We start from the raw sequence: 26,258 nt of genomic DNA on the forward strand, positions 1-26,258 counted from the left end.
TCACGTCAGTTTTGCTCTGGCTAATCAAGAGTGTCCAGCTCAATACAACTATCGATGTAAATGAGCTGATCGACCAAGCGATCGGTGCAACCGCTAATGACAACTCGTCAAGCGTTTTGGAGACACCATTACCTGCCCCTCGACCGGAGCCAGATAAACATCAACCTCCCACCTTGGCGGATCAAAGGCCAACACAAATGAGCCCACAAATGAGCCGACAAATGCGCCGCCAACTAGAACGCCAGTCCAAAAAGGCGAATCGAAAGCGCGGACGAGACGTCTAGTGTTCATCGCTGTTCGCTGTTAGCTGATTTGGTTTTAGCAACCTTCTTTAGCCGCTTTTCCCAGCGGGCTTCATCCTCGTCCGCCTCTAGTTCACGAGCGGTGTCTTTGAATTTGTCGGATTGGGTCTTAGGGTCGGTCATATGACTGGCATTACTGCATATATTGAAGAGTCGGGCTGCGATGGGTTCGAATTTGAAGATGGCTCCTCTGATTTTCTAGTTCTAGGAGCGGTCATTAGCAGAACTTCTAATCTCGGCCAATTTGACGAAGCCGTCACTGACATCAGGGCGGCCCTGCGCAAAGACGCGGGCTACACATGCCAAAGCTTCAAGAAACTCAATTCAGCGCCGCAAAAACGGTGGGCAATCTCTGCGAACCTTGCAAAACGCAAAATCCAAACCGTCGCGGTGGCCATCCACAAGCCCTCTTTAGACAAGGAAGAGTGGGCGACAAACAAAGACGATCTCTATTTCTACGGATCGCAGTTCCTTGCGCAGCGCATTTCCTGGGCCTGCCGTGCGGCACACGAGGCCAAAGCCGAGGCTGACCCCATATGCCGCATCGTTTTCTCGCAGCGGGGTCATCTCCGCTATGACGATTTCAAAGGCTACATTCGTCGCCTTCGCGACAATCCAGAACGCTACACTGTGGACATGGCGTGGGAGCACGTGGACCCCGACCACATCGATGCGGAGGTCCATGATGACCGGGTCGTAGGCCACCTTGCGGCCGACCACTTTGTCTCCTCAATTGGCTCTGCTCTGGAGTTTAAGGAGTATGGGCAGTTTGATGACCGCTACGCGCGTATTTAGGCACCTCGTTTTTTTCGTCACAAAAAGCGTGTGGTTGGAAACGGGTTAAAGATCTGGCCGAATGAAGGGCTAGGCCTTTTACGGTCAAATACGAGAGGGGCTTGGATATCAATGGCTTTTGTATGGTAGCGGGTTCGGAGCTTTCGCTGGCCGACATCCATGTTTCACCCGGAGGCTCCCGCACCATCTGCTTTCTTAGTCGAATATCTCGAAAAAGTCAAGCTGAATCATAACTTTACTAAGTCGTTGACCCGATTCATTTTTCGTCTGTTTAGTGAGGCCAAGCGTAAGTGATACGCTTACCGACGATCCCTTTGAGAGCCGCAACAGAACGGTCCTGATCGTTGCAGCCCAAAGCCTCACGGTTGTTATACCGGAACTCGAACTCTGCCAGATAGCGGTGCAGATGATCTTCGCCGCAGTGCTGATAAACGCCCTTCATACCGCGCTTGAAGATAGAGAAATAACCTTCAACCGTGTTGCTGTGGATGCTGCGATCTTCAAGGTTCACGTATTCGCCCTTGCCGTGGCTGGTGGTGCCGTGGTCGGCAAAATAGTGCGTTACACCGCGGTAGCCGCTGTGCTCGTCCGTCATAATGCGGGCTTCACGCTTCACGTTGGCAATCACTAGCGGCATAAGCGTTTCCGCCTTCACGTCGTCAATGACCATAGTGCGCGCTTTGCGGGTGTCGCGGTCCACAAGCGCCAAGACCTTCATCTTGTGATGAAAGGCGCGCATTTTGGGCATACCCTTCTTGCGGCCAATGAACGTCTCGTCCACTTCGACAACACCGCCGTTGCCGCCCATCGGCGGAAGCTCGCTGCCATCGCTCATAGCTTCACGAATGCGGTGCATGAGAAACCACGCGCTCTTGTAAGTGATTTCCAGCGTCCGGTGGAGCTGGTGGGCACTGATACCTTTCTTGCTACTGGTAACAAGGTAAACCGCCTGCAACATCTTGTGCAGCGGGATACGGGCGTGCTCGAATACCGTGCCGATCTTGACCGTGAACTGCTTTTTGCAGTCACCGCAGCGCCACAGGCCGACACGAATGCGCTTGGCCGGATTGGCCTTCACCTTCGTGATACGGTCCACACCGCCGCAATGAGGGCAGACAGGCTCTTCGCCCCAGATAACGCTTTCAAGATGGGCGAAAGCGGCTTCCTCGTCGTGAAAATAAGACTTTAAAAGAACGGACATTAGCTAGAAACTCCCTGTACGGATTATCTAGCAGAATCCACCCGTGTTTGCAATGTATATTATCGCCTTTCCAATATGAAAGCTGAGACATGAGACTTCTCATCACCGGCGCCGCCGGATTTATCGGATCGGCCGTCACGCGGCAGGCTATCGCTGCCGGGCACGACGTCTGCGCGCTCGATTCGCTGACCTATGCCGCCTGCCTCGACAACCTCGCCAGCGTGTCGGAAAGCCCGCATTACAGCTTCGCGCAGGTCGACATCCGCGACCGCGATTCGCTCGACCGGGTGATCGGCGGGTTCGAGCCCGACGCCATCATGCACCTCGCGGCGGAAAGCCATGTCGACCGCTCGATCGACGGCCCGGGCACGTTCATCGACACCAATGTCATGGGCACCTTCCACCTGCTGGAGGCGGCGCGTGCCTACTGGACCGAGGCAGGCAAGCCGGAAGCTTTCCGCTTCCACCATGTCTCGACCGACGAGGTCTACGGATCGCTCGGTGAAACGGGCATGTTCACCGAGGACATGCCCTACGATCCGCGCAGCCCCTACAGCGCGAGCAAGGCGGCGAGCGACCATCTGGCGCGCGCATGGGGCGAAACCTACGGCCTGCCGGTCATCGTCACCAATTGTTCGAACAATTACGGGCCGTACCAATTCCCGGAAAAGCTGATCCCGGTGGTTATCCTGCGCGCTTTGGCGGGCTAGGAAATCCCGGTCTACGGCGCGGGCGAGAACGTGCGCGACTGGCTCTATGTCGAAGATCACGCCGATGCGCTGCTGACCGTGCTGGACAAGGGCCGCGTGGGCCGCACCTACAATATCGGCGGCGAGAACGAGGCGAAGAACATCGACATCGTGCGCACCATCTGCCGCCTGCTCGACGAGAAGCGTCCGGCCAACAAACCGCGCGAGGAGCAGATCGCCTTCGTCACCGACCGGCCGGGCCACGACATGCGCTATTCCATCGATCCCGAACGCATCCGCAGCGAACTGGGCTGGCGGCCCAGCGTGACGCTGGAGGAGGGGCTGTCCGCGACCGTCGACTGGTACCTTGAGAACGAGGACTGGTGGCGCGCCTTGCAGGAACGGCAGGGCGTGGGCGAGCGACTGGGCACGAAAGGGTGACCGTCCTCGTCTTCGGGACGAGCGGGCAGGTCGGGATCGAACTGGCCGCGCTCGAAAACGTGCGCTCGCTGTCGCGGGCACAAGCGGACCTGTCCGATCCCGAGGCCTGCGCGCAGGCGATTCGCGCAGCGGACTGCACCGCGGTTATCAACGCGGCCGCCTATACCGCGGTCGACAAGGCCGAGGAGGACGAGGCCACGGCAATCGTCGTGAATGCGGATGCGCCCGCTGCGATGGCGCGGGCGGCGGCGGAAAAAGGCGTTCCCTTCGTCCATATCTCGACAGATTACGTGTTCGGCGGGGCGGGCGATGCGCCGTTCCGGCCTTCCGACTCCACCGGACCGCTCGGTGCCTATGGCCGGACCAAGCTGGCGGGCGAGGATGCGGTGCGCAGCGCGGGCGGGGTCCATGCGATCCTGCGGACGAGCTGGGTCTTCTCCGCCCATGGCAACAATTTCGTGAAGACGATGCTGCGCCTCGCCGAAAGCCGCGACCACCTGACGGTTGTCGGCGACCAGCATGGCGGACCGACGCCTGCGCGCGCCATTGCCGAGGCGTGCCATGCCATTGCGCACCAGCTTGCAGACGCCCCGGAGAAATCCGGAACCTACCATTTCTCCGGCGCGCCCGACACGACATGGGCCGGTTTCGCCCGCGCCGTGTTCGAGGAAGCGGGCGAGGCGGTGAGCGTCGAGGATATCCCCACCAGCGCCTATCCCACCCCCGCCGCCCGGCCGCTCAATTCGAGGATGGATTGCAGCGCGACCGAGGCCGCTTTCGGTATCGCGCGGCCCGACTGGCGCAGCGATCTGGCCCAGGTGATCGCGCAGCTTCGCAGCTGAGGCCTATCTGCAGGCTTTATCCGCCCCGCGATATGCACTAACCGCCCTGCCCATCATGTCTGAAGCTCCCGACTATAAAAGCACCGTCTTCCTGCCGAAGACCGACTTCCCGATGAAGGCGGGCCTGCCGCAGAAGGAACCGGGCATCCAGGCCCGCTGGGAAAGCGGGAAGCTGTACGAGAAACTGCGCGCCGCGCGGGAAGGCCGGGAGAAGTTCATCCTCCACGACGGCCCGCCCTACGCCAACGGCGACATGCATATCGGCCATGCGCTGAACCATGTTCTGAAGGACATGGTCTGTCGCACGCAGAACCTGATGGGCAAGGACGCGCCCTATGTGCCCGGCTGGGACTGCCACGGCCTGCCGATCGAGTGGAAGGTCGAGGAGCAGTACCGAAAGAAGAAGCGCAACAAGGACGAGGTCCCCCCGGCCGAGTTTCGCGCCGAATGCCGCGCCTACGCCCAGAAATGGGTCGATACGCAGCGCGAGCAGCTGAAGCGCCTCGGCATCATGGGCGATTGGGACAATCCCTACCTGACGATGAATTTCGAAGCCGAGGCGACCATCGTTGCCGAGCTGATGAAGTTCGTCGAGGCGGGCAATCTCTATCGCGGCTCGAAGCCGGTGATGTGGAGCCCGGTCGAAAAGACCGCGCTGGCCGAGGCGGAGGTCGAATACGAGGACATCGTCTCGACCCAGATCGACGTGGCCTTCGAGATTACGGAATCGCCGATCGAGGAACTGGTCGGCGCGCACGCGGTGATCTGGACGACGACGCCTTGGACGATCCCTGTGAACCAGGCGATCGCGTATGGGCCGTCGATCGAATACCGATTAATGGAATACGACCGCGAAGGTGCTGATCCATTGCGGGTATTATTGGCCGGTGGCTTGGTCCGAGAATTCGAGCAAAGAGTACTAGGGTTCGAGCCCTTAGACGTTCAGCGTCGCGGAGTTGTACGCGGTCTCTATCCGGCTGGCGCGCGGCTCGCCGGAACCGTCGCGCGCCACCCGATGCACCATCTCGGCGGGTTCTACGCCAAGCCCCGCCCTTTCCTGCCCGGCGATTTCGTCACCACCGACTCCGGCACCGGGCTCGTCCACATGGCGCCCGACCATGGCGAGGACGATTTCGAGCTGTGCAAGGCGCATGGACTCGAACCGCAATTCGCGGTGATGGATGACGGGCGCTATCGCGACGACTGGGAATGGCTGGGTGCGGACGACCTCGACGAAGAGGGCAAGGAACGCCGCCGCTCCGTCATCAACAAGCCGTTCAATGCGCCGGACGGACCGATCTGCAACGATTTGCGCGAGGCAGGCGCGCTGCTTTCGGCGAGCGACGATTACCAGCACTCCTACCCCCATAGCTGGCGCAGCAAGGCGAAGATTATTTTCCGCTGCACCCCTCAATGGTTCGTGCCGATGGACCGCGAACTCGAAGGAGAAGGCACGCTGCGAAGCCGTGCAATTTCCGAAATCGACCGCGTCCAGTTCATCCCCGAAAAGGGCCGCAACCGCATCGGCTCCATGGTGGAAGGCCGCCCCGACTGGGTGCTCTCCCGCCAGCGCGCATGGGGCGTACCGATCACGCTGTTCGTGAAGAAGGGCAGCAACGATTACCTGCAGGACGCAGAGGTCAATGCCCGCATCGTCGCTGCCATCCGCAATGAAGGTGTCGATGCCTGGACCGAGGACCGGAAGGCCGACTATCTCGGCTCCGGCTACGATGCAGACGATTACGAGATGGTCACCGACATCCTCGATGTCTGGTTCGACAGCGGCTGCACCCACGCCTTCGTGCTGGAAAGCGGGCGCTGGCCGGCGCTGCAATGGCCGGCGAACCTCTACTTGGAAGGCAGCGACCAGCATCGCGGCTGGTTCCAGTCCTCGCTCCTAGAAAGCTGCGCCACGCGCGGACGCGCGCCCTACGACCAGGTACTGACCCATGGCTTCACCATGGCAAGCGACGGGCGCAAGATGTCGAAGTCGCTTGGCAACACGATCGATCCGCTCAAGGTGATGGAGCAATACGGCGCGGACATCATCCGCCTGTGGGCGCTTTCGGTCGATTACACCGAAGACCACCGGATCGGCGACGAAATCCTGAAGGGCGTGGGCGACCAGTATCGCCGCCTGCGCAACACCTTCCGCTATTTGCTCGGCGCGCTGGACGGTTTCGTCGGCGACATGAGCGATGCGGGCGAAGTGCCGGAGCTGGAAATCTACGTCCTCTCGCTGCTGGCCGATCTCGACGGCAAGCTGCGCAAGGCGGCGCTGGAATACGATTTCAACACCTACACCCGCCTGCTGGTCGATTTCTGCAACGAGGACCTTTCCGCCTTCTTCTTCGATATCCGCAAGGATACGCTGTATTGCGACGGCCCGGACAGCTCGGTCCGCAATGCCTACCGCACGGTGCTCGACCTGCTGTTCCACGCGCTGGTCCGCTACGTTGCACCGGTGCTGGTCTTCACGGCGGAAGAAGTCTGGAGCACGCGCTATCCGGACGATGGCGAACAGGGCGGCAGCGTCCACCTCCTCGAATGGCCGCAGGTTCCCGCCGTTACCGCCGATGCCGAGCGCTGGGAAAAACTGCGCGACCTGCGCGAGCGGCTGACGGAGGCGATCGAGCCACTGCGCCGCGAAAAGACCATTCGTTCCAGCAACGAAGCCGACGTCGTCGTCCCGGCCTCTGCCGTTCCCGAAGGCTTTACCGACGAGGCGCTGGCCGAGCTGTTCATTTGCGCGTCAGTCACGCGCGGCGATGGAGACAGCGTGACAGTCACGAGATCCAGCGAAGACAAGTGCGGGCGTTGTTGGCGCCTGCTGCCTTCCGTCGAGGAAGACGGCGCGCTGTGCGACCGCTGCGCAGGCGTTCTGGCATGAGCAGCCTGTTCACGAAGAACCGGCTGATCGGCCTCGCCATCGCGGTGATGGTCTGCGCGGCGGACCAGTACATCAAGTGGCTGGTGCGCGTGCCGCTGGAACTGCGCGAGAAAGGCGTGATCGAGCTGATCCCTTTCTTCGACCTGCGCTGGACGCAGAATTTCGGCGTCTCGCTCGGCATGTTCGAGGCGACCAGCGTGGAAATGCGCTGGATCCTCGTGCTCGTCACCGCTCTGATAGCCGTGGTCGTCGCCATCTGGATGATGCGCGAGAAGGCGATGGGCGACATTCTCGGCCTGGCGCTGATCCTGGGCGGTGCGCTCGGCAATATCTACGATCGTTACACCTGGGGCTACGTGATCGACTATGCCGACCTGCATATCGGCGAATTCCGGCCCTTCCTCATCTTCAACGTCGCCGATGCGGCCATCACCATCGGCGTGTTGATAATCCTTGCCCGTTCCTTCTTCCTGCGCGACAGTGAAGAGGACACACCAAAGGACGCCGAAGCCGCGTCCCCGGAGACGAATTGATGCGTACCCTTGCGAAGTCCGCCATCCTGACCCTGTCGACGCTCGCCCTTGCGGCCTGCGGCGGTGGCGGCCTGCTGGACCGTGACCGTCCGGACGAATTTGCCGTGCAGCGGCAGGCGCCGCTGGTCGTGCCGCCGGACTTCAACCTCGTTCCCCCGTCCGAAGGCGCACCGCGCCCGGTCGGCAATACGGCGCAGGAACAGGCGCTCGACGCCCTGTTCGGCGGCCCGGCCCCGCGTTCCAGCGTGGAAACCAGCGTCCTCGACCGTGCCGGAGAGGCTGCTCCCGGCATTCGCTCTGTCGTGGGTAGCGAGCGGACGAACACCGTCGCCAAGGGCCGCGTAACCCGCGACATCATCGCCGCGCCGGAAGGTGACGGTCAGGCAGCGCAGGCGGTTATTCCGGGTTAAGGACCCGGAATAACCTTCTTTTGATTAGCGAACCCGCCTCCGCGGGTTCGTCCTCGATGCTATTTCGACGCTGCGCGTCGAGCACCTGCGGGCGGGCGGTCGCCCTTGCGATGCGCTAGTCGCGCACCGGGATTCGCGACAAAACTATTGGCTTGGAATGGTTCGGGGCCGTGAGGCCCCGCAAGGCCGACCGGCCGCCCGCAGCGACGCGACCTTCAGGTCGCATGAGCGAGGAAGCAAGGAGCGCGGACGCGCTCCGCCCGCAGGGTCCAAACAAGAAACTCGCACCCCGTCTCCCGCGCCACGCCTGTAGCCGGGTTCTAGATCAACCCCGCCAACGGCGAGCTCGGATCGGCATATTTCCGGGTCGCCATCCGCCCTGCCAGATAGGCATCGCGCCCGGCCTCGACCGCCAGTTTCATTGCGCGGGCCATGCGGATGGGGTCCTGTGCCTCGGCGATAGCGGTATTCATCAACACACCGTCGCAGCCGAGCTCCATCGCAACCGCCGCATCGCTCGCCGTGCCCACGCCCGCATCGACCAGCACCGGCACTTTCGCGCCTTCCACGATCAGGCGGATGGTCACGCGGTTCTGGATACCGAGGCCGCTTCCGATCGGCGCGCCCAGCGGCATGATTGCAACCGCACCCGCTTCCTCCAGCTGCTGCGCGGCGATCGGATCGTCGGCGCAATAGACCATCGGATGGAAGCCTTCCTTCGCCAGCACCTCGGTCGCCTTCAGCGTTTCGCGCATGTCGGGGTAGAGCGTGCGCGCCTCGCCCAGCACTTCCAGCTTCACCAGGTCCCAGCCGCCCGCTTCGCGGGCAAGACGCAGCGTGCGAATCGCCTCGTCGGCGGTGAAGCAGCCGGCCGTGTTCGGCAGGTAGGTGACCGTTTTGGGGTCGATGTAATCGGTCAGCATCGGCGCCTTGGGATCGCTGACATTGACCCGGCGCACGGCAACGGTGACGATTTCCGCCCCGCTCGCCTCGAGCGCGGCGGCGTTCTGTTCGAAATCCTTGTACTTGCCCGTGCCGACGATCAGGCGCGAGGTGAAGGTCCGCCCGGCAACGCTCCAGCTATCCTGCCCGGCATGGTCCCCGCCGCCGACGAAATGGACGATTTCCAGCCGGTCGCCCTCGGACAGGGCCACCTCGGCCAAGGAGGACCGAGGGGCGATCTCGCCATTATGCTCGACCGCGACCCTTGCCGGATCGAGGTCCAGCTCGCGCACCAGCTGCGCGGCGGTCGATGCCGACGTGCTGCGGCTATCGCCATTGACGGTTACGGTGATGCTGGTGGCCTGTGTCTCGCTCATGCAGTGCGAGATAGCGGTCAGCGCGCCTCAGGCAAGTGCGGACGAAGGTTCAGTATGTGCCCAAGCGAAACCAGCGCCACGCCGATGATCGTCAGCACGGCCTCTTCCCATCCGTGCGGGGCAGCCAGTGCCCCGCCCATGAAGGTCAGGCCCATCATGGCGACGACGAAGGGCGCACGGCGGCGATGGCGCAAGGCGCCCCAACCGATAGTGACCGCCGCGATGACCAGTGCGACCAGCAGGCCCCAACGGTGGATTTCAGGGGCGAATATCCACTGGCTGCCGATCCCTACCGCCGACACGATCAGGATGCTCGCCAGGCAATGCAGGGCGCACAGGCCCGACAGAAGTATGCCGGCCCGGTCCATACGCTGGCGCATCGGGTTGAGGGATCGTGTCATGTGCGAACCCAGATATGTAATAGTGTATCGTTTCGCAAGGAATTGATTCCGGTGGGCGATACGGCGACACGGTCCATGCGCCGTCTTGCAACTGCGCGAAAGGCGTCCCACTAGGCTCGCCATGGCCACTCCTGCCGCCCAACTCCGCCCATCCCGCGCCGAATCGCATCGGAACGATCGGCCCGACCTTCTGGTGCGCTGGCTGCTGTTCGTGGCCGGCATGGTGGTCACGATCGTGTTCGTCGGCGGGATTACGCGGCTTACCGAATCGGGCCTGTCCATTACGCAGTGGCAGCCCGTTACCGGTGCGCTGCCGCCACTCAGCGAGGAAGCGTGGCTGGCGGAATTCGCCGAATACCGCGCAACGCCGGAGTACCGGTACGAGGCCGCGGTCACCGGCATGACCCTGGCCGATTTCAAGTTCATCTATTTCTGGGAGTGGTTTCACCGCTTCATCGGCCGCCTGATCGGGCTGGCCTTTGCCCTCCCGCTTGCCTGGTTCTGGGTTCGGGGCATGGTCCCGGCGGGCTACAAGCTGCGGCTCGTCGCGCTGCTGTCGCTCGGCGCGCTCCAGGGGGCATTCGGCTGGTTCATGGTCCGCTCGGGCCTGTCGGGGCAGATGACCGATGTCAGCCATTTCTGGCTTTCGGTCCACCTGTTGACCGCGTTGTTCACGCTCGCCGGCCTCGTCTGGACGGCGCTCGACCTCAGATACCTCGCGCGGACGGGGACAAACCGGCCCTCACGCCTTCATGGGTGGGCGCTGGTCGCGGGAATCGTGCTGTTCGTGCAGCTGCTGTTCGGTGCATGGGTGGCGGGTCTGAACGCGGGTCTGGTCTCAGATAGCTGGCCCTTGATGCAGGACCGCTTCGTACCGGAATATGGCAGTGCAAACGGCGTGTTTCATGCCGTGACGCACGACCCGTTCCTCATCCACTGGATCCATCGCTGGTGGGCGTGGGTCGCGTTTTTTGCGCTGCTCCTCTTCGCGCGGCGGGTGAAGCCCCGTGACCGGCGCGCATCGATTGCCGTCAATGCGCTGCTCGGCACGCAGATGGTGCTCGGCATTGCGACGGTCGTGACAGGGGTCGCGCTGTGGATCGCCGTGGCACACCAATTGGTCGGCGCTTTACTGGTGGCGGCATTCGCATGGGCCGCGAATGTGCAGGGGCGCCCTGTCGATTCTGTCGCGCAGCCCGCTGCAGCGCGCTCGTGAGGCTCATTGCCAAGCGGCCTTGAGCCACCGCATCCTTCTGATATAGCGGCATTTATGGGTCGCGCAGTAACGGGTCAGGGGTTTTCAGGTGGCGTTCGCATGCCGGGCTTCTGTCTGGCGTTTGTCCTTGCCGCTGCGGGCATGCATGCACAAGCGTCGGCGAAGCCTGCGCCAGCGGGTGAGTTCGAACTTTGCCGGACGCTCGAACGTTCCTTGCGGGATGGGGAGTTTCTGGTCGTAGAGCGATGATGGGACATTCGTTTCCGCGAGACCGGTGATGCCACGGTCGTCGAGGGCGAACAAACCCATGTTCGCGTCGATGCCCCCGCCGCCCTCGCCCCGCTCGCCGCAATCGAGGAACGCCGCACGGAAAGCGGCCTGTTCCCGGCCATTCTGGACGAGGATGGCCTGATAACCGCGCCGGGTAGCGAGACGGCACCTGCCTCTCTCGGCGAGACAGCGAGGGCGGCACTCGCATTGGTCCGGGATATTCGCCCAGAAGGCGATGCGGCGAACGCAATGAACGCATTTGTGCGGCAGGTGACTGCTGCATCGTCGCGGTTCCTGGGGCAGGTTCCCCGCGACCTGTTCTATCCCACTCAAAGCAATGGTCGGCGGGAACATGCGCTCGACCTGCCGGATGGTTCGACAGGGTCGGTCCTGGTCGAATACTCGGCGGCGCACCGGGCGTCAGACGGTCTTCTCTCGGCCGCCTCGCGCCGCATCGTCACATCGACAGGTGCGGGCGAGCGTGTGTCCACGGAGCGTTGGGAATTGCGCGAGCCGACTCCCTGATTTCACTTAGCGGTATCATATTACCTCTCCGCAAAGCCGCATCCAGCTTGACTTAGAAGCCGTTCCCGGCCATTTGGCCGCGCGGATCGGGGTATTGCGCACGCATTGCCCGGAGGCGTCGTATCGGACGCCTCGCTCCGTAACAGATACATAAGGATTTCAAGCCATGAAGGCGCTCCACAAGGCGACCCGGTCGATCAAGCCGGCCGAAGTCGAAAAAGACTGGCACATCATCGATGCCGAGAACCTCGTCGTAGGCCGTCTCGCAGCGATCATCGCCAACATCCTGCGCGGCAAGCACAAGCCGAGCTACACGCCGCATGTCGATTGCGGCGACCACGTCATCGTCATCAATGCCGACAAGGTGAAGTTCACCGGCAAGAAGATGACCGACAAGACCTATTACAAGCACACCGGCCACCCCGGCGGCATCAAGGAAACGACTCCGGCGAAGGTGCTGGAAGGCCGCTTCCCCGAGCGCGTTCTGGAAAAGGCCGTGCAGCGCATGATCCCGCGTGGCCCGCTGGGCCGCGACCAGATGCGCGCCCTGCATCTCTATAACGGCACCGAGCATCCACATGACGGCCAGAAGCCGAAGACGCTCGACGTTGCCTCGATGAACCGCAAGAACAAGGCTACCGCATAATGGCCGACGACAACAAGAAACCCGCCGACGCCGCTGAAACGCCCGAAACCAAGGGCGCCGAAACCGAAGCGACGAAGAGCGAAGCACCCGCCACGGATGCCACCGAGACCCCGGCTGCGCCGACCGGTTCGGAAAAGTCCGACAAGGTCACCGATCTCGCCGATCTGGGCGACATCGCCGGCGACGCGCCGGATGCCGATGCCGGGGCGATCGCCAACAATCCCGCTACGCCGCTGCGCGAGCAGGAGCTGGACCAGCATGGCCGCGCCTACGCCACCGGTCGCCGCAAGGACGCCGTGGCCCGCGTGTGGATCAAGCCGGGCAAGGGCAAGATCGTTGTCAACGGCAAGGAACAGGAAACGTATTTCGCGCGTCCGACCCTGCGCCTGATCATCAACCAGCCCTTCACCATCACCGATCGCGAAGGCCAGTACGACGTGATCGCCACCGTTCGCGGCGGCGGCCTGTCGGGCCAGGCCGGTGCGGTCAAGCACGGCATCAGCCAGGCACTGACCCGTTACGAGCCGGAACTGCGTTCCACGGTCAAGGCGGCAGGCTTCCTGACCCGCGACAGCCGTGTGGTCGAGCGTAAGAAGTACGGCCGCGCCAAGGCACGTCGTAGCTTCCAGTTCTCGAAGCGCTAATACGGCAAGGCTTCACAGCCGCCAGATCACCAGGAAGGGCGGCCCTCGCATGGGGGTCGCCCTTTTCCATGCCGTAGCCAGGCGCCCTGCCTGTTCCGGTTGAGCGGAGCTATCGGACGGGCGGGTCCGTGCGCGGCACCCTGTTCGCGGGTGCGACCGGCTCTCCGGGAGACCGCGGCGGGATGGCGTCCTCCGGGACGTCCCGGATCATCATGTCCGGGGTGGACACCTCTTCCAGATTGCGGACCTCGACCTGCAGCGTCTGCCCGTCCCAACGCAATTCGTTGAAGCTCGGCGGCGTGGAGCGCGTGCGCTTCGACAAGGTTCCCGCGCCGATCATGCGGACAGAGCCGTGCACCGTCTCTTCCATCAGGTCGAAGGCATCGTGGACATGGCCCGACAGCACGGCCAGCACGGGCCGCTTCGCCAGCTCTGTCAGCGCCTTCAATCCGTTCTTCGTCAGCGCGGTCCCCTGCGTGCCGACTTCGCGCAAGGGATGGTGCACCGCGACCAGCGCCTGAGTGCCCGGGGGCAGCGCGTCGATCGCATCCAGGCATTTCTTCAGCGCGCGGTCCGTTACCCAGCCCTTCGACCAATTCAGGCGCGGCTGCGCCCGAACCGCGGTTTTCAGCGGAATGATCGCAATGCCCGGCAGGTCGATTTCCTTCTCGACCATGTCCTGCATCCCTTCGAACCGGCGATAGGGATCGAAGAACCGTTCGATCGGGTTGAAATAGGGCATGTCGTGATTGCCCACCTCGACCGTCACCGGAACGCCCAGGCCGGTGATCCAGCGGGTGGCCGCGGCAAATTCTGAATGGCGCGCCCGCATCGTCAGGTCGCCGGTGATGGCGACCGCAGCGGGCCGGCGCTCCGCAATCTCGCGCTTCACCCAGTCGAGGGCCTCGTTGTCCTCCAGTCCGAAATGGATGTCGGACAGGTGGAACAGCAATGTCGTATCGGTCGGTCGGGTCATTCAGGCTTTCCAAGCAGGGCGACGCCGAGCGGGGCAAGGACAAATGTCTCCTCGCCTCCTCCATCGAAGCGTTCGCCGTCTATCATCAGTTCTATGGGAGCGTTTTCGGTGGACCGCAGCACGACCTCCGCTTCGCATCCCAGCACGTCGTGCGGGCCGGTGCGGAAATCATGGCCGAGGATCGCAGCGCCCTGCGCTACGAATTCCGACAGGCTTTCGATGCGATACGCCTGGACCGCCATGCCATCGTCGCCGGGCGAAAGGCGAACCCCGGCATAGCCGCGCTCCCGCCCGATCTCGCGTCCGGCCGCGAATGCGCGGACAAGCGGACCGTCGCGGCTGGTGGTAATGGCTTCCATCGATTTTGCGATGGTATCCGGAACATCCCAGTCACGCATTTCCTCCCGCACATCGGCCCACAGGGCGCCGGGCCCGCCCAGTATCTCGGACAAGGCGATCCAGTCGCGCCCCTTGATGCAGTCAAGCGCGACGGGCGCCAGGGCCCCGCGCCCCAGCGCGGCGATGATGGCAGGTGTTTCCACGTCGTCGAACAGCCTGTTACACAACAAGTTCGCCGTACCGCCCGGCAGGGGCAGGACTTCGCCGTCCCAGCCGTCCAGCGAGCGGATGACGGAATTCAGGGTCCCGTCCCCGCCATGCACCACCAGGCGGCCGACACCGGCAGCATAGAGCCGGGCGATTTCCGGCAGGTCTTCCGAAGAGCAATCGAAGGTGCGGGACACAGGCGAACCGGCCTCGGCCAGCAAGGACTGCAGTTCGCGTTCCAGCCCCTGCGTGTGACTGCCGCTCTTGCAGTTCAAGATCAGCCAGGTGCGCGGGCTTTGGTCCATGCCGGGATAGCGTTCGAGACCGCCAACACGTTCCCGTTCTTTCCCCCTGCCCGTCAGACCCTTCTCGTCAGGATCAGCCAGCCTGCGATACCGTTCAGTGCCGTATAGCCGAGATAGCCCCAGGCCAGACCCGGCCAGCCATTGGCTGCCAGCAGGAGCGCTGCGAGCAGGACGAGGAATTCGAAGGCGAGGGTTATCCGGCCGCCCATCATGTGCACGAACCACGGCACTTGCCCGATCAGCGGATGCCCGCTTTCCAGCACGGCCTTGTGAACGGCGAAATTGCCGATGCCGAGCAGGAAGATCATAAGGATGGCCATCGCCGTCACTGTGCCACCTCGCCCGTCGATTGCAATCCGGCCTTCGTCCGGTGGTCTCTGACACCCGTCGGATGGCCGCAGCGCCAGTCGATACCGGCGGGGCGAAGGTCGAGAACACCGCGCTTCACCGCCCTTGCAGGCGTAGAAACAATCGGGCGGGAAGTTCCTGTTCATCCCCCCGAACCCTTCGCAACAGGGACCCGCACGACAGGAGAGAGACCATGAAAACCCTTGCATTCGGCATTGCCGCCATAGCCACCGCCCTCGCCGCCCCGGCAAGCGCGGAAACGATCGAGGTGCGCACTGCCGATCTCGATCTCGGCACCGTGCAGGGCCAGCGAACGCTGGATGCCCGCATCCACTCAGCCGCACGAAAAGCGTGCAAGGTCAGCTCCGCCCATGCCGGCGGACCGATGAAGGCGGGCGAGGCCATGCGCTGCGTCGATCGCGCCGAAGCGAGTGCCGTGCGTGCCTTCGCCTCCGCGCGGGCTGGCAGGATCCGCGGCGGCTGAGCGGCCAAACTGGCGGGGTCCCCTTGCCGGGACCCTTGCGACCCGGGCCGGACGCAGTCCCCGGCCCGGGTTTTTTGTGCCTTGGTACCGGGAGAGCAGCGAAATCGCGCTTGCGCGCGGGGCGGCCTATCGGCCTGCCATCGCCTTCACCTTGGACAGATAGGTCCGCCCGATCCTGAGCGCCTCGCCGTTTTCCAGCTCTGCCGACCACACGCCCAGCCCGTCGTGCCGCAGGCCGCGAATATTGTCGCGGCGCAGGATGGTGGAGCGATGGATGCGAATGAACTGCGCAGGATCGAGCTTTTTCTCCAGCCCGGCAATCGTCTGAAGCAGCAGGTAGGAGCGATCCCCGACATGCAGGCGGACGTAATCGCGCTCCGCATCGACACGGCCGACCTGCGAGGTTTCGAGCCGGATGAGTTCAGAGCGATGGGGAACCCAAAGCTCCTTCAGCCACTTGCTCCCGGCATCCTCGCGCAGCGATCCGCGGCGCTCTACGGCGCGGTCGATCGCCCGGGACAGCCGGTCTTTCGCGACAGGCTTCAGCACGTAGTCCACGGCGTCGCAGTCGAACGCCTCGACGGCGAAATTGTCATGCGCGGTGACGAAGATCACGGCCGGTCCCGCGCCGTCGTCGCCCGCCATTCCGGCCAGTTTGCGCGCCACTTCCAGCCCGTCCATGCCGGGCATCGTCATGTCGAGAAGCACGAGATCGGGGCGAAGGGCCTTGGCCAGCCGCAGCGCGGCTTCGCCGTCATTGGCCGTGCCCACCACCGACAGGCTGCCGAGCTTCGCACAGATGACCTGCATCCGCTCGACCGCCAGAGGCTCGTCGTCCACGATCAGGGTCCGCATCGGTTCGTCCGTGTCGGCGGACGGCACGGTCTGGCTCTCCGGTTTCGTCATGCGCAATCCTTCGGCAGAATGATCTGGGTGACATAGCCGGGACCGTCCTCGCGCGCGCCGGATGTCACGGCAACCCCGTCGCCGAAGCGTGCTTTCAGCCGGTCGCGGACATTGGTCAGGCCGATGCCGAAACCGTGGGCGACGCGTTCCGGCACGCCCGCCCCGTTATCCGCGACGCGAATGACGATGGTGTCGCCCTCTTCCCGTGCGGAGACGGCGATTGTGACGTTCGCCTTGCTCGGCGCGACCGCGTATTTCACGCTGTTCTCGACCAGCGGCTGCAGGATCATGCCCGGAACGCGGCAGTCGGCGAGATGCCCGGGCAGGTCGAACCGCGTGGTCAGCCGCTCGGGGAAGCGCGCTTCCTCGATCTCGAGATAATGCTGCTGGAGCGCGAATTCGTCCGCCAGCGGGACATCGGCAATCGTGTCTTCGGCCAGGCTGTGGCGATAGAAATTGCTCATCGCCTGGATCATTTCCTCGGCGCGTTCCGTGCGCCCCGTCATGACCAGCGACGACAGGGAATTGAGCGTGTTGAACAGGAAATGCGGATTGACCTGATAGCGCAGCGACCGAAGCTCCGCTGCCTTTGCCGCGCGGCGAAACTCTCCCTCCCGCCGCTCTGCCACCTGTGCCTGCGCCCCGGCCAGCAGCGCAAGGTAGAGCGATGCCCAGGCAATCAGCAGGAAGTAGCGGCCAAGCGCGATATCGCTGATCTGCCGCCACTTGTCGAAACCGCTGGGCGCACGCTGCAGCGTCACCGTCACCACGCCGCGCCCGTCGCTGCCGCCGGTGTCGGGATCGTCCACTTCCCCCGCCACGCCCGGAATGTCGATCAGAACATTGCCCGCCTCGTCCCGGCGCAGCTTCACACCCTCACGCTCGCCGACCTTCTGGACGATCTTCCCCTCCAGATCGGCAAAGACCATCTGGTTGATCTGGGCGATCAGGATCGAGGCCGGTAGCGCGGCGAGGACGGTGACGCCCACTTTCCAGCCGATCGAGCGATCGTCGACCAGCCGCAAGACAAGCCACAGTCCCGCGGTCACGGCCACGCCCGCCAGGCTGACCACGCCGCGCCGCCACAGCATTTCGTGCTGCAGTTCCAGGCCGAGGATCGATCCCCTGAGGGTCGTCAGCAGGAAATAGAACAGCCACAGCCCCACCATCGTCGCCAGGACGAGGCGGTACGGCAGGCGGGCCGTCTGGCCATCCGGATCGGAACGCAGGGCAAGCATGGCCTGATCCTACGCCCATGCAGGGCAGGCGCGCCAGCACCGCTGGTCGAAAGGCCAGCGCCCTTCGTCGAGCGCCCGGCCCTGCGGGGGATCAGCCTGTCGGCAGCAGGTTTTCCTTCGCGATACGCTCTTTCCACTGCGCCGGGGCCAGCGTGTGGACGTTGTTGCCATCGCTATCGACCGCGACTGTCACGGGCATGTCCTTCACCGTGAATTCGTAGATCGCTTCCATGCCCAGATCCTCGAACCCGACGACGCGCGATTCCTTGATCGCACGGCTGACAAGATAGGCCGCGCCGCCCGTCGCCATGAGATAGGCGACCTTGTAACGGCTGATGACTTCGACCGCGTCGTGACCGCGTTCGGCCTTCCCGATCATGGCCAGCAGGCCGAGATCGAGCATCATCTCGGTGAATTTGTCCATCCGGGTGGCGGTGGTCGGACCGGCGGGGCCGACGACTTCGCCCATGACCGGATCGACAGGGCCGACATAATAGATGGCGCGGCCCCTGAAATCGACGGGCAGCTCCTCGCCCTTGTCCAGCATGTCCTGGATCCGCTTGTGCGCCGCGTCGCGGCCCGTCAGCATCCGTCCCGAAAGCAGCAGGCGATCGCCGTGTTTCCAGCTGTTCACCTCTTCCTGCGTCAGCGAATCGAGATCGACCCGGCGGGCGGAAGAATCGGGCTGCCAGTTGACCTTCGGCCAGTCGTCGAGGTTCGGCTTCTCGAGATAGCTCGGGCCGCTCCCGTCGAGCGTGAAATGCGCGTGGCGCGTCGCCGCGCAATTGGGAATCATCGCCACCGGCTTGCCGGCCGCATGGCAGGGCCAGTCGTGGATTTTCACGTCGAGCACGGTGGACAAGCCGCCAAGTCCCTGCGCCCCGACGCCCTGTGCATTGACCGCATCGAAGATGTCGATCCGCAGCTGCTCGATATCGGTCTGAGCGCCGCGCGCTTTCAGCTGGCCCATGTCGATCGGGTCCATCAGGCTTTCCTTGGCGAGCTGCATGCAGCGCTCTGCCGTACCGCCGATCCCGATGCCCAGCATTCCCGGCGGACACCAGCCCGCCCCCATGGACGGGATCTGCTCGACCACCCAGTCGACGATATTGTCGCTCGGGTTCATCATCTTGAACTTCGACTTGTTCTCGCTGCCGCCGCCCTTGGCCGCGACGTCGATCGACACCGTATTGCCCGGCACCATCTCGACATTCAGGACGCAGGGCGTGTTGTCCCGCGTGTTGCGGCGGGTGAAGGCGGGATCGGCCAGGATCGAGGCGCGAAGCTTGTTCTCGGAATGGTTGTAGGCCTGCCGCACGCCTTCATCGACGACCTCCTGCAGCGACCGGTCGCTCGCCAGCCGGCAATCCTGCCCCCATTTGACGAACACGTTCACGATGCCGGTGTCCTGGCAAATCGGGCGATGCCCCTCGGCGCACATCCGGCTGTTGGTCAGTATCTGCGCGATGGCGTCCTTCGCCGCTTCGCCCTGCTCCGCCTCGTAGGCCTCGCCCAGCGCGCGGATGTAATCCATCGGGTGGTAATAGGAGATATACTGGAGCGCATCGCAGACGCTTTCGATCAGATCGTCTTCGGTGATGGTAATCATGTCGCTCATCGACGCTGTGCTCCTGTCAGTCGAACCGGGCTCCCCCTTAGTCCGACAGTCCCTAAAGGGTCAAAACGATTGGCACGATTGTCGCCTGCCGAACATCGCGCCATGTCCGGTCCCGGCCGGCGCAATGTTGGCAAAACGGTGGCAGCTTTGCGTGTTTGCGCCTATGGCATTGACCTGCTGTGTTGTTATTGTAATACACCCATAGAGGTTTTATGGATTTCCAGACCGCCCGCAGGGCCATGATCGACAGTCAACTGCGCACCAGCGGCGTCAACGAACCCTTCGTTCTCGAACGCATGGGCACCGTCCCGCGCGAGGATTTCGTGCCCGACAGTGCGCGCAGCACGGCCTATATGGACCGCGCCCTGCCGCTGGGCGACGGCCGTTTCCTCGCCTCCCCCGTCTCGCATGGGCGGATGCTGGCAGAGGCGCATCCCCGCCCGGGCGAGCGCGTGCTAGTGGTCGAGAACGGCAATGGTTACCTCGCCGAACTGGTTCGTCCTGTCGCTGCGTCGGTCGATACGGTCGATGCGGACGCCGTCGCCGCCAACAAGGCGAAGGCGAAGGATTACGATCTCGTGCTGGTCGACGGCGCGATCGAGGAACCTTCGAAAGCGCTGGTGAAATGCGTCGCAGCCAATGGCCGGATCGTCACCGGCCTGATCGAACGGGGCGTGCCGCGCCTTGCCGTGGGACGCCGGACCGGTGACCGGCTGGCGTTCGATACCGTGGCGGACACCAGCCTGCCGGTACTCGGCGGTTTTGCACGCAAGAGGGAATGGAGCTTCTGATCATGCCGGGGAGGGTTTCGATCAAGCCACTGCTACTGGGCAGCGCACTGGGTTGCATGGCCATGGCCACCCCCGCCCATGCCGACACGCTGCGCGAAGCGCTGGCACAGGCTTACGAGACCAACCCCGTCCTGCAGGCGGCCCGGGCCCAGCAGCGGGCGACCGATGAAACCATCGCGGTGGAAAAGGCCGCAGGCCGGCCCAATGCATCGGTCGCAGGCACCTATATCGAATTCCTGAAGACCTCGGGCAACAGTTTCACGGCCCCCGACCGCACATTGCAGGTCGGCCCCGACCTTTCCGTTCCGGTCTATCAGGGCGGCGCGGTGAAGAACGCGATTCGCGCGGCCGACGAACGGATCGAGGCGGGACGAGCCGACCTTCGCGGGACTGAGAGCGCGATTTTCAGCCAGGTGGTCGCGGCCTATATGGACGTGCTCCAGGCAGAGGCGCTGGTCGGCCTGAACGTCAACCAGGTGCAGGTGCTTTCGACCAATGTCGAGGCGACCGGCGACCGGTTCGAGATCGGCGACCTCACCCGGACCGACGTCGCGCAGTCGCAGTCCCGCCTGGCCCTGGCGGAAGGCGACCTGCAAAGCGCGCGCTCCAACCTCATCGGTGCGCGCGAGACCTATATCAGGCTGGTGGGCGAATATCCCACCAATCTGGAGCCGCCGCCGCCGCTCCCCAACCTGCCGGACAGCCCCAATACCGCCGTGGACGTCGCGCTGGAGCGCAATCCCGACCTTATCGCCGCGCGCGAACGGGCCGATGCCGCCGGTTACGATGTCCGGGTTGCCGGATCGAACCGCCTGCCGCGCGTCAACGTCTTTACAGGGGCGGACTATTCCAATTTCTTCGGCTCGCTGGGCGGGCCGACCTCGGCCCAGTTCGCGCAGTCCGAACTGACGGCCAATGCCGGGGTCCAGTTCACCATCCCGATCTATCAGGGTGGCCGCCCCGCTGCGCTGCGGCGGCAGGCACAGGCACGGGAAGGCGCGGCGCTGGAACAGGTCATCGCGGCAGAGCGCGACGTCATAGCGCAGGTCCGTGCCTCCTTCGCCAGCTACCGCGCGGCCCTTTCGATCATCGATTCGTCACGCACCGCCGTGTCGGCAGCGGAACTCAGCCTCGAAGGCGTGCGCGCCGAAAACTCGATCGGCAATCGCACGGTGCTGGACGTTCTGAACGCGGAACAGGAACTGCTTGTCGCGCGGGTCCAGCTCGTGACGGCGCGCCGCAACGCCTATGTTGCCGGCTTCTCCCTGTTGGCTGCGATGGGCCTGGCAGAGGCGCGCGATCTCGGCCTGGATGGTGGAACGCTGTACGATCCGCTGGTCAATTACGACCGCGTATCGGGGCAATGGTGGGATTGGCAGCGCGACCCGGACCCGGTGCCCGTCTCGACACGGACCGTTGACATCCCCGCCGCCAATGCGACACTCCCCGCCGACACGCAGCCGGATGACCCGGCAGAGATTACGTCCGACGTTCTGGGGGAATAGGGCATGGCACAGCCGAACGAGGCATCGGTCGAAGAGATCCTCGAATCGATCAAGAAGGTCATTGCGCGTGACAACCGCTCGATGGCGGCGGAGGCCCGGATGCGCCGTGAACGAGCCGCCAAGGTCGAGGACACGCCAGAACCCGCCGCGCCGGAAGAGGCGGAAGAAGTCCTCGATCTGGACGAATCGGCCATGGTTGCGGACACGGACGGCGATTCGCTGGTAGGTTCGGAAGATGTCGAACCGACAGGCGATGCGTTCGGCGAAGACCTCGATCATGACGACGATGACACCGACCAAGAGCGTTCGCCGCTGCTGAATGACAGCGTCTCGGACGCCATGCGCAGCAATCTTGCCGCATTGGCCATGTTCGCCCAGCCGCCTGCCGCCCCGCAGATCGTGCGCAGCGGGGAAACCTCGCTCGAAGGCATAGTGCGCGAGATGCTTCGCCCGATGCTGGCCGAATGGCTGGACGAGAACCTGCCCCCGATGGTCGAACGCATGGTGCAGAGCGAAATCAGCCGGATTGCCGGCAAGAAACGGTAACTCGCGTCAGGCACCTGCACCGGCAGGCTGGCAAAAGGCTTGCAGGCATCGGCACTTGCGATAGACCGGCCTGCATGACGACATCCCTTCTCCGCCGTAGCGCCGCAGGCCTCGCGCTTGCGGCAGCGCTGACGACCACCGCCCCCGTTCTTGCGCAGGACACGCGCGCGATGCAGGCGGAGGATCTCGTCACCATGCCCCGGGTCGAGGCGCCCAGCGCCGTTCCCGGCGGCCGGTTCGCGCTTGTCCCGGTCACCGAAACCGACTCCGAGACGTTCAAGCGAACCCGCCGCTATTCCGTGATCGACCTGCAGGGCGATGATCCGCAGGTCTCGCCGATCGCCCTGCCAGATGGGGCCGCTTCGGTGCAGATGGGCGGCGACGGTGCGCTGTATTTCCTGAAAGCCGCAAGCTCGGCGGAAGACGGCGCCTCTGCGGAAGATCGCGCATCGGCGCCTTCGGCCATGCAGCTCCATCGCGCCTTCCTGGGCGAGGACGGAAAGCCCGGGCCGGCAGTGCAGCTGACGCGCTTCCTCAACGACATCGACGATTACAAGCTGTCGGCGGACGCGCGCGGGGTGGTCTTCGTCTCCCGTCTCGACCGCCGATGCGCCGACCTCGATTGCACGCTGGATACGCCCAGCCGCGAGAGTTCGGACATCGGTACGGGCAGGCTCTACCGCGACGAGGACGGCTTCGTACGCCACTGGGACCAGTGGGAGACGCCGGGCCACTACAATCGCGCCTTCGCATATAAACTGGGTTCGGCAGGCGTATCGAACCCCGTCGCGCTCGACGGACCGGGAGGGGGCGATGACGCACTGGTCGGCGACACGCCCACCCAGCCATTCGGCGGGACGGAAGACATCGCGTTCAGCGCCGACCGTGCCCATGTTTTCTTCACGGCCCGCAAATCGGACGCGGCGGAGCCGACCTCCACCGATACCGACATCTACCGCATCACGCTCGGGGAAGGTGCCGCACCGGTCAACCTGACCGATGCCAACCGGGCGACCGACACCCTGCCCACCCCGTCGCCCGACGGGAAATGGCTGGCCTATGCAGCGATGGCGCGGCGCGGTTACGAATCGGATCGCATGGTCATCCAGCTGCGCGACCTTGCCACCGGCGAAACCCGCGCCCTGACGCAAGATTTCGACCGCAGCTTCCACTCGCTCGCCTGGACGCCCGATTCGCGCTGGATCATCGCCACCGCGCAGGATGTGCTGGACACCCCTGCCTTCCGCATCGATCCCATGACCGGATCGGTCGAGCGGCTGGACCTGGTGCCCGGAAACGAGGCGCATCTGGGCAGCATCGTTCCGCTCGGCGGTGAGCGGCTGCTCTTCACACGCGATTCGATTGCCGCTCCTGCCGAGGTTTACCTGTCGGAAGACTGGCAGGAAGCGCGCGCGGTCACACGCGTGGCTACCGATCGCATCGCCGCGCTCGATCCGGTCGTCACGCAGCGCTTTTCCTTTGCCGGGGCCGGCGGCGACACGGTCTGGGGTCAGATTACCAAGCCCGTCCAACATGACGGCCGACTGCCCGCAATCCTCTACATCCATGGCGGACCGCAGGGATCGTTCAACGATGGCTGGTCCAGCCGCTGGAACCCGCGTGTCCTGGCCAGCCAGGGCTATGCCGTCATCTCCGTCGATTTCCATGGCAGCACGGGATACGGGCAGGCCTTCACCGACAGCATCAACCGCGACTGGGGCGGCAAGCCGCTGGAGGACCTGCAAAAGGGCCTCGCCGCGGCGCTGGAGCAGGACAGCCAGATCGACGGCAGCCGCGCCTGTGCCATGGGCGCCAGCTATGGCGGCTACATGGTCAACTGGATCGCGGGCAACTGGCCGGACCGATTCGACTGCCTGATCCAGCATGACGGCCTGTTCGACATGCGGATGTTCTACTACACGACAGAGGAATTGTGGTTTCCGCGCTGGGATTTCGGCGGCAGCTATGCGCAAGCGCGCGAGACCTATGAACGCTGGAACCCGGTCAACCATGTCGAGAACTGGCGCACCCCGATGCTGGTCATCGCCGGAGAGCGCGACTTCCGCATCCCCTATACGCAGGGCCTGGCCAGCTTCACCGCGCTGCAGGAACAGGGCGTAGAGGCGGAACTGCTGGTCTTCCCGGACGAGAACCACTGGGTCCTTGGTGCCGGCAATTCGCTGCAATGGCACCGCACCGTGTTCGGCTGGCTCGATCGCTGGCTGAAGCAAGAGCCGGAGGCGGTTTCCGAATGAGCAAGGGGAAGATCGAGAAGGCGCAGAAAGCCTATGTGAAGATCGGGGCCGACACGATCGAGCGGCATATCTTCCTGTGCGCGATATCCGACAAACAGAAATGCTGTTCGCGCGATGAAGGCGAAAAGGCCTGGAAATACCTGAAGAAGAGGATGAAGGAGCTTCGCCTCACGGGCCGCGGCGGCACGGTCCAGCGCACGAAGGCGGATTGCCTCCAGCTATGCGCCGCGGGGCCGATCGCGGTCGTCCAGCCGGGCAATGTCTGGTACCACTCGTGCGACGAAGCCGTGCTGGAACGCATCATCCAGGAACATCTCATCGGCGGCAATCCGGTGGAGGATTTCCGGCTGACCGCCCCGCCCGGCGAAGCCGGCTAGTCGCGGCGGCGCTCGTCCTCGATCCGGTCGTCGATCGATGCATCGTGGCCCGTGCCGTTCGACAGGAAGACCAGCCCCATCAGGGCGCTGGTCAGTAGCATCGACAGCCCGATCCCCAGTGCGACCGCAATGTAGAAATGCACCGACTCGACGCCTTCCCGAAGGTAGAGCAGGGCCACCGCGATGCCTACGACGCCCACGGTGATCATCAGCATGAACCGCATCAGCCGCCGGTAACGGGCCCACGCAAAGGCAGCCTTTTCCGGGTCTTCGAGCGGCGATTTGGGCGTCATGCGGGCTGGTTCCTCATCGTGGCGGTTTCGGCCTTGTATCCGGATTCGCCATCTGCGCAGCTTCGTGGCATCTTCTCTTCCGGAGGGAAAGGAGGCGCCAATGCTCATCGAAGGGATTACCGCGCAGCGCGAGGCAGGCGATATCCTGACTTGCGAAGCAAGGCTACCTGTCCGGGAGGCGGTAGCGATGCTGGCAGGCAAACGGATCGGTGCCCTGCCCGTGGTCGAGGATGGCAGGGTGCTGGGCATCTTTTCCGAACGCGACGTCATCTACCGCCTGGCCGACGAGGGCGAGGCCTGCCTCGCGCGTCCCGTAGGCGAGGTAATGACATCGCCGGCCATCACCATCACCTCGCGCGACCGGATCGACGATGCCCTCGCCCTGATGAGCAGGCGCCGGATCCGTCACCTGCCGGTGGTCGATGACGGGCGCTTCGTCGGCTTCGTGTCGATCGGCGATATCGTCAAATCCCGCATCGACGAGGTGGAAAGCGAAGCTGCGACCATGCGGACCTACATCCAGTCCGCCTGACGCAGCTTGAGGACGGGCCCCGCGCGTCCTACATGGGCTTCATGGCCGAGACACAGACCCGCACCCCGATGCTGACCGATGCTGCGGCGAAACGCGTCGCGTGGATTGCCGACAAGCAGGGCAAGCCCGCAATCCTGAGGCTTTCGGTCGAGGGCGGCGGTTGCAGCGGGTTCCAGTACAAGTTCGAGCTCGCCGACGCGCCCGAGGACGACGACCTGACCAGCCAGACGGCAGAGGCCCGGCTGGTGATCGACCCGGTCAGCCTCGACCTCGTCGCAGGCAGCAGCGTCGATTACGTGGAATCGCTGGGCGGCGCCGCCTTCCGGGTGGAAAACCCGATGGCGGCGGCTGGCTGCGGCTGCGGATCGTCCTTCGGGATTTGAAATTTACCTGAGCCATCGCATCGGGCAAGAC

Annotated in this window: 31 protein-coding genes and 1 pseudogene; 19 read left to right on the plus strand and 13 right to left on the minus strand. The window is 64.0% G+C overall.

Features of this window, described 5'->3' with window-relative positions:
* Positions 1–284 (plus strand): hypothetical protein (locus tag ACGHJ7_RS03185; RefSeq protein WP_390474542.1); only part of this gene is annotated, 284 nt, incomplete at its 5' end.
* Between the two features lie 3 nt (positions 285–287).
* Here the strand turns inward: ACGHJ7_RS03185 and ACGHJ7_RS03190 are convergent.
* Positions 288–425, minus strand: a complete 138-nt coding sequence (locus ACGHJ7_RS03190) for a hypothetical protein (protein ID WP_390474543.1) — start codon at positions 423–425, stop codon at positions 288–290.
* Here ACGHJ7_RS03190 and ACGHJ7_RS03195 point away from each other — a divergent pair, their 5' ends adjacent.
* Entirely contained in the window at positions 426–1,097 is a 672-nt protein-coding gene (locus tag ACGHJ7_RS03195) for a hypothetical protein (RefSeq protein ID WP_390474544.1), read from the plus strand.
* A 271-nt stretch (positions 1,098–1,368) separates the two neighbouring features.
* Here the strand turns inward: ACGHJ7_RS03195 and ACGHJ7_RS03200 are convergent, their stop codons facing one another.
* Positions 1,369–2,298, minus strand: a complete 930-nt coding sequence (locus ACGHJ7_RS03200) for an IS1595 family transposase (RefSeq protein ID WP_390474545.1) — start codon at positions 2,296–2,298, stop codon at positions 1,369–1,371.
* 89 nt (positions 2,299–2,387) lie between these two features.
* Between ACGHJ7_RS03200 and rfbB the strand changes: the two are divergent.
* The 5 genes and pseudogenes from rfbB to ACGHJ7_RS03225 all read left to right on the plus strand — a co-directional run bounded on the left by rfbB (position 2,388) and on the right by ACGHJ7_RS03225 (position 8,103).
* Positions 2,388–3,428: pseudogene (gene rfbB, locus ACGHJ7_RS03205) on the plus strand (dTDP-glucose 4,6-dehydratase).
* Positions 3,425–4,270, plus strand: a complete 846-nt coding sequence (gene rfbD / locus ACGHJ7_RS03210) for a dTDP-4-dehydrorhamnose reductase (RefSeq protein WP_390474546.1) — start codon at positions 3,425–3,427, stop codon at positions 4,268–4,270. The pseudogene rfbB and the gene rfbD overlap by 4 nt, the downstream one beginning before the upstream one ends.
* A 55-nt stretch (positions 4,271–4,325) precedes the next feature.
* The gene (ileS, locus tag ACGHJ7_RS03215; protein ID WP_390474547.1) at positions 4,326–7,160 is read left to right on the plus strand and encodes an isoleucine--tRNA ligase; all 2,835 of its coding nucleotides are present in this window, start codon (positions 4,326–4,328) and stop codon (positions 7,158–7,160) included.
* The gene (gene lspA, locus ACGHJ7_RS03220; protein WP_390474548.1) at positions 7,157–7,693 is read left to right on the plus strand and encodes a signal peptidase II; all 537 of its coding nucleotides are present in this window, start codon (positions 7,157–7,159) and stop codon (positions 7,691–7,693) included. Before ileS ends, lspA begins: the two co-directional genes overlap by 4 nt.
* The gene (locus ACGHJ7_RS03225) at positions 7,693–8,103 is read left to right on the plus strand and encodes a DUF3035 domain-containing protein (protein WP_390474549.1); all 411 of its coding nucleotides are present in this window, start codon (positions 7,693–7,695) and stop codon (positions 8,101–8,103) included. Before lspA ends, ACGHJ7_RS03225 begins: the two co-directional genes overlap by 1 nt.
* A 320-nt stretch (positions 8,104–8,423) precedes the next feature.
* Here the strand turns inward: ACGHJ7_RS03225 and thiS are convergent, their stop codons facing one another.
* Both thiS and ACGHJ7_RS03235 read right to left on the minus strand, forming a co-directional pair.
* Complete coding sequence (gene thiS, locus ACGHJ7_RS03230; protein ID WP_390474550.1) at positions 8,424–9,422, minus strand: sulfur carrier protein ThiS; 999 nt, start codon at positions 9,420–9,422, stop codon at positions 8,424–8,426.
* Positions 9,423–9,439: 17 nt separating this feature from the next.
* Entirely contained in the window at positions 9,440–9,823 is a 384-nt protein-coding gene (locus ACGHJ7_RS03235; RefSeq protein ID WP_390474551.1) for a MerC domain-containing protein, read from the minus strand.
* Positions 9,824–9,944: 121 nt separating this feature from the next.
* On the opposite strand from ACGHJ7_RS03235, the gene ACGHJ7_RS03240 reads away from it, so the two are divergent.
* Positions 9,945–11,039 (plus strand): COX15/CtaA family protein, encoded by a 1,095-nt coding sequence (locus tag ACGHJ7_RS03240; RefSeq protein ID WP_390474552.1) that lies wholly within the window; start codon positions 9,945–9,947, stop codon positions 11,037–11,039.
* Positions 11,040–11,123: 84 nt separating this feature from the next.
* Here ACGHJ7_RS03240 and ACGHJ7_RS03245 read toward each other — a convergent pair whose 3' ends face one another.
* The gene (locus ACGHJ7_RS03245; RefSeq protein ID WP_390474553.1) at positions 11,124–11,348 is read right to left on the minus strand and encodes a hypothetical protein; all 225 of its coding nucleotides are present in this window, start codon (positions 11,346–11,348) and stop codon (positions 11,124–11,126) included.
* A gap of 210 nt (positions 11,349–11,558) precedes the next feature.
* On the opposite strand from ACGHJ7_RS03245, the gene ACGHJ7_RS03250 reads away from it, so the two are divergent.
* The 3 genes from ACGHJ7_RS03250 to rpsI all read left to right on the plus strand — a co-directional run bounded on the left by ACGHJ7_RS03250 (position 11,559) and on the right by rpsI (position 13,124).
* Entirely contained in the window at positions 11,559–11,834 is a 276-nt protein-coding gene (locus ACGHJ7_RS03250) for a hypothetical protein (protein ID WP_390474554.1), read from the plus strand.
* Between the two features lie 166 nt (positions 11,835–12,000).
* The gene (rplM, locus tag ACGHJ7_RS03255) at positions 12,001–12,480 is read left to right on the plus strand and encodes a 50S ribosomal protein L13 (RefSeq protein ID WP_390474555.1); all 480 of its coding nucleotides are present in this window, start codon (positions 12,001–12,003) and stop codon (positions 12,478–12,480) included.
* Entirely contained in the window at positions 12,480–13,124 is a 645-nt protein-coding gene (rpsI, locus tag ACGHJ7_RS03260) for a 30S ribosomal protein S9 (protein ID WP_390474556.1), read from the plus strand. The genes rplM and rpsI overlap by 1 nt, the downstream gene beginning before the upstream one ends.
* Positions 13,125–13,233: 109 nt before the next feature.
* On the opposite strand, the gene ACGHJ7_RS03265 is transcribed toward rpsI, so the two are convergent.
* Genes ACGHJ7_RS03265 through ACGHJ7_RS03280 form a run of 4 tightly spaced genes read right to left on the minus strand, consistent with a single transcriptional unit; the run spans position 13,234 to position 15,399 of the window.
* Positions 13,234–14,100 (minus strand): metallophosphoesterase family protein, encoded by an 867-nt coding sequence (locus tag ACGHJ7_RS03265; protein WP_390474557.1) that lies wholly within the window; start codon positions 14,098–14,100, stop codon positions 13,234–13,236.
* Complete coding sequence (locus ACGHJ7_RS03270) at positions 14,097–14,951, minus strand: diacylglycerol/lipid kinase family protein (protein WP_390474558.1); 855 nt, start codon at positions 14,949–14,951, stop codon at positions 14,097–14,099. The genes ACGHJ7_RS03265 and ACGHJ7_RS03270 overlap by 4 nt, the downstream gene beginning before the upstream one ends.
* A 53-nt stretch (positions 14,952–15,004) precedes the next feature.
* On the minus strand, positions 15,005–15,271 hold the full coding sequence (locus ACGHJ7_RS03275) for a hypothetical protein (RefSeq protein ID WP_390474559.1): 267 nt from the start codon (positions 15,269–15,271) through the stop codon (positions 15,005–15,007).
* Between the two features lie 5 nt (positions 15,272–15,276).
* On the minus strand, positions 15,277–15,399 hold the full coding sequence (locus tag ACGHJ7_RS03280) for a hypothetical protein (protein WP_390474560.1): 123 nt from the start codon (positions 15,397–15,399) through the stop codon (positions 15,277–15,279).
* A gap of 93 nt (positions 15,400–15,492) precedes the next feature.
* Between ACGHJ7_RS03280 and ACGHJ7_RS03285 the strand changes: the two genes are divergently transcribed.
* Positions 15,493–15,783 carry a UrcA family protein gene (locus ACGHJ7_RS03285; RefSeq protein WP_390474561.1) on the plus strand — a complete coding sequence of 97 codons (291 nt, stop codon included), beginning with the start codon at positions 15,493–15,495 and terminating at the stop codon, positions 15,781–15,783.
* Positions 15,784–15,909: 126 nt separating this feature from the next.
* Here the strand turns inward: ACGHJ7_RS03285 and ACGHJ7_RS03290 are convergent, their stop codons facing one another.
* The 3 genes from ACGHJ7_RS03290 to ACGHJ7_RS03300 all read right to left on the minus strand — a co-directional run bounded on the left by ACGHJ7_RS03290 (position 15,910) and on the right by ACGHJ7_RS03300 (position 19,545).
* On the minus strand, positions 15,910–16,689 hold the full coding sequence (locus ACGHJ7_RS03290) for a LytR/AlgR family response regulator transcription factor (protein ID WP_390474562.1): 780 nt from the start codon (positions 16,687–16,689) through the stop codon (positions 15,910–15,912).
* Positions 16,686–17,927, minus strand: coding sequence for a sensor histidine kinase (locus ACGHJ7_RS03295; RefSeq protein WP_390474563.1), 1,242 nt, complete (start codon positions 17,925–17,927; stop codon positions 16,686–16,688). The genes ACGHJ7_RS03290 and ACGHJ7_RS03295 overlap by 4 nt, the downstream gene beginning before the upstream one ends.
* A 91-nt stretch (positions 17,928–18,018) precedes the next feature.
* A complete protein-coding gene (locus ACGHJ7_RS03300) occupies positions 18,019–19,545 on the minus strand; it encodes a fumarate hydratase (protein WP_390474564.1) in 1,527 nt (508 codons plus the stop codon).
* A 212-nt stretch (positions 19,546–19,757) separates the two neighbouring features.
* On the opposite strand from ACGHJ7_RS03300, the gene ACGHJ7_RS03305 reads away from it, so the two are divergent.
* The 5 genes from ACGHJ7_RS03305 to ACGHJ7_RS03325 all read left to right on the plus strand — a co-directional run bounded on the left by ACGHJ7_RS03305 (position 19,758) and on the right by ACGHJ7_RS03325 (position 25,019).
* A complete protein-coding gene (locus ACGHJ7_RS03305) occupies positions 19,758–20,336 on the plus strand; it encodes a protein-L-isoaspartate O-methyltransferase (protein WP_390474565.1) in 579 nt (192 codons plus the stop codon).
* Positions 20,324–21,841, plus strand: coding sequence for a TolC family outer membrane protein (locus ACGHJ7_RS03310; protein ID WP_390474566.1), 1,518 nt, complete (start codon positions 20,324–20,326; stop codon positions 21,839–21,841). Before ACGHJ7_RS03305 ends, ACGHJ7_RS03310 begins: the two co-directional genes overlap by 13 nt.
* 3 nt (positions 21,842–21,844) lie before the next feature.
* Complete coding sequence (locus ACGHJ7_RS03315) at positions 21,845–22,387, plus strand: DUF2497 domain-containing protein (RefSeq protein WP_390474567.1); 543 nt, start codon at positions 21,845–21,847, stop codon at positions 22,385–22,387.
* A 74-nt stretch (positions 22,388–22,461) separates the two neighbouring features.
* Positions 22,462–24,642 carry a prolyl oligopeptidase family serine peptidase gene (locus tag ACGHJ7_RS03320; protein ID WP_390474568.1) on the plus strand — a complete coding sequence of 727 codons (2,181 nt, stop codon included), beginning with the start codon at positions 22,462–22,464 and terminating at the stop codon, positions 24,640–24,642.
* A complete protein-coding gene (locus ACGHJ7_RS03325; protein WP_390474569.1) occupies positions 24,639–25,019 on the plus strand; it encodes a ferredoxin in 381 nt (126 codons plus the stop codon). Before ACGHJ7_RS03320 ends, ACGHJ7_RS03325 begins: the two co-directional genes overlap by 4 nt.
* Here the strand turns inward: ACGHJ7_RS03325 and ACGHJ7_RS03330 are convergent.
* Positions 25,016–25,312 carry a hypothetical protein gene (locus ACGHJ7_RS03330; RefSeq protein ID WP_390474570.1) on the minus strand — a complete coding sequence of 99 codons (297 nt, stop codon included), beginning with the start codon at positions 25,310–25,312 and terminating at the stop codon, positions 25,016–25,018. The genes ACGHJ7_RS03325 and ACGHJ7_RS03330 overlap by 4 nt on opposite strands.
* A 100-nt stretch (positions 25,313–25,412) precedes the next feature.
* Between ACGHJ7_RS03330 and ACGHJ7_RS03335 the strand changes: the two genes are divergently transcribed.
* Both ACGHJ7_RS03335 and ACGHJ7_RS03340 read left to right on the plus strand, forming a co-directional pair.
* The gene (locus ACGHJ7_RS03335) at positions 25,413–25,844 is read left to right on the plus strand and encodes a CBS domain-containing protein (protein ID WP_390474571.1); all 432 of its coding nucleotides are present in this window, start codon (positions 25,413–25,415) and stop codon (positions 25,842–25,844) included.
* 41 nt (positions 25,845–25,885) lie between these two features.
* Positions 25,886–26,227 carry a HesB/IscA family protein gene (locus ACGHJ7_RS03340; protein ID WP_390474572.1) on the plus strand — a complete coding sequence of 114 codons (342 nt, stop codon included), beginning with the start codon at positions 25,886–25,888 and terminating at the stop codon, positions 26,225–26,227.
* Positions 26,228–26,258 lie beyond the last annotated feature (31 nt).

Origin of the sequence: Altererythrobacter sp. MTPC7, assembly GCF_042851395.1 — a bacterium.
In the GTDB taxonomy this organism is placed as follows: Bacteria; Pseudomonadota; Alphaproteobacteria; order Sphingomonadales; family Sphingomonadaceae; genus CAJXSN01.

Coding starts and splice junctions, on each gene's coding strand:
- ACGHJ7_RS03265 (WP_390474557.1), bottom strand. CDS start 14,100: ATGACCCGACCGACCGATACGACATTGCTGTTCCACCTGTCCGACATC.
- ACGHJ7_RS03285 (WP_390474561.1), top strand. CDS start 15,493: ATGAAAACCCTTGCATTCGGCATTGCCGCCATAGCCACCGCCCTCGCC.
- rpsI (WP_390474556.1), top strand. CDS start 12,480: ATGGCCGACGACAACAAGAAACCCGCCGACGCCGCTGAAACGCCCGAA.
- ACGHJ7_RS03275 (WP_390474559.1), bottom strand. CDS start 15,271: ATGGCCATCCTTATGATCTTCCTGCTCGGCATCGGCAATTTCGCCGTT.
- ACGHJ7_RS03305 (WP_390474565.1), top strand. CDS start 19,758: ATGGATTTCCAGACCGCCCGCAGGGCCATGATCGACAGTCAACTGCGC.
- ACGHJ7_RS03235 (WP_390474551.1), bottom strand. CDS start 9,823: ATGACACGATCCCTCAACCCGATGCGCCAGCGTATGGACCGGGCCGGC.
- ACGHJ7_RS03240 (WP_390474552.1), top strand. CDS start 9,945: ATGGCCACTCCTGCCGCCCAACTCCGCCCATCCCGCGCCGAATCGCAT.
- ACGHJ7_RS03320 (WP_390474568.1), top strand. CDS start 22,462: ATGACGACATCCCTTCTCCGCCGTAGCGCCGCAGGCCTCGCGCTTGCG.
- ACGHJ7_RS03310 (WP_390474566.1), top strand. CDS start 20,324: ATGGAGCTTCTGATCATGCCGGGGAGGGTTTCGATCAAGCCACTGCTA.
- ACGHJ7_RS03200 (WP_390474545.1), bottom strand. CDS start 2,298: ATGTCCGTTCTTTTAAAGTCTTATTTTCACGACGAGGAAGCCGCTTTC.
- ACGHJ7_RS03290 (WP_390474562.1), bottom strand. CDS start 16,689: ATGACGAAACCGGAGAGCCAGACCGTGCCGTCCGCCGACACGGACGAA.
- ACGHJ7_RS03335 (WP_390474571.1), top strand. CDS start 25,413: ATGCTCATCGAAGGGATTACCGCGCAGCGCGAGGCAGGCGATATCCTG.
- ACGHJ7_RS03250 (WP_390474554.1), top strand. CDS start 11,559: ATGAACGCATTTGTGCGGCAGGTGACTGCTGCATCGTCGCGGTTCCTG.
- thiS (WP_390474550.1), bottom strand. CDS start 9,422: ATGAGCGAGACACAGGCCACCAGCATCACCGTAACCGTCAATGGCGAT.
- ACGHJ7_RS03190 (WP_390474543.1), bottom strand. CDS start 425: ATGACCGACCCTAAGACCCAATCCGACAAATTCAAAGACACCGCTCGT.
- ACGHJ7_RS03225 (WP_390474549.1), top strand. CDS start 7,693: ATGCGTACCCTTGCGAAGTCCGCCATCCTGACCCTGTCGACGCTCGCC.
- ACGHJ7_RS03340 (WP_390474572.1), top strand. CDS start 25,886: ATGGCCGAGACACAGACCCGCACCCCGATGCTGACCGATGCTGCGGCG.
- ACGHJ7_RS03300 (WP_390474564.1), bottom strand. CDS start 19,545: ATGAGCGACATGATTACCATCACCGAAGACGATCTGATCGAAAGCGTC.
- ACGHJ7_RS03325 (WP_390474569.1), top strand. CDS start 24,639: ATGAGCAAGGGGAAGATCGAGAAGGCGCAGAAAGCCTATGTGAAGATC.
- ACGHJ7_RS03270 (WP_390474558.1), bottom strand. CDS start 14,951: ATGGACCAAAGCCCGCGCACCTGGCTGATCTTGAACTGCAAGAGCGGC.
- ACGHJ7_RS03195 (WP_390474544.1), top strand. CDS start 426: ATGACTGGCATTACTGCATATATTGAAGAGTCGGGCTGCGATGGGTTC.
- lspA (WP_390474548.1), top strand. CDS start 7,157: ATGAGCAGCCTGTTCACGAAGAACCGGCTGATCGGCCTCGCCATCGCG.
- ACGHJ7_RS03295 (WP_390474563.1), bottom strand. CDS start 17,927: ATGCTTGCCCTGCGTTCCGATCCGGATGGCCAGACGGCCCGCCTGCCG.
- ACGHJ7_RS03245 (WP_390474553.1), bottom strand. CDS start 11,348: ATGGGTTTGTTCGCCCTCGACGACCGTGGCATCACCGGTCTCGCGGAA.
- ACGHJ7_RS03315 (WP_390474567.1), top strand. CDS start 21,845: ATGGCACAGCCGAACGAGGCATCGGTCGAAGAGATCCTCGAATCGATC.
- rplM (WP_390474555.1), top strand. CDS start 12,001: ATGAAGGCGCTCCACAAGGCGACCCGGTCGATCAAGCCGGCCGAAGTC.
- ileS (WP_390474547.1), top strand. CDS start 4,326: ATGTCTGAAGCTCCCGACTATAAAAGCACCGTCTTCCTGCCGAAGACC.
- ACGHJ7_RS03330 (WP_390474570.1), bottom strand. CDS start 25,312: ATGACGCCCAAATCGCCGCTCGAAGACCCGGAAAAGGCTGCCTTTGCG.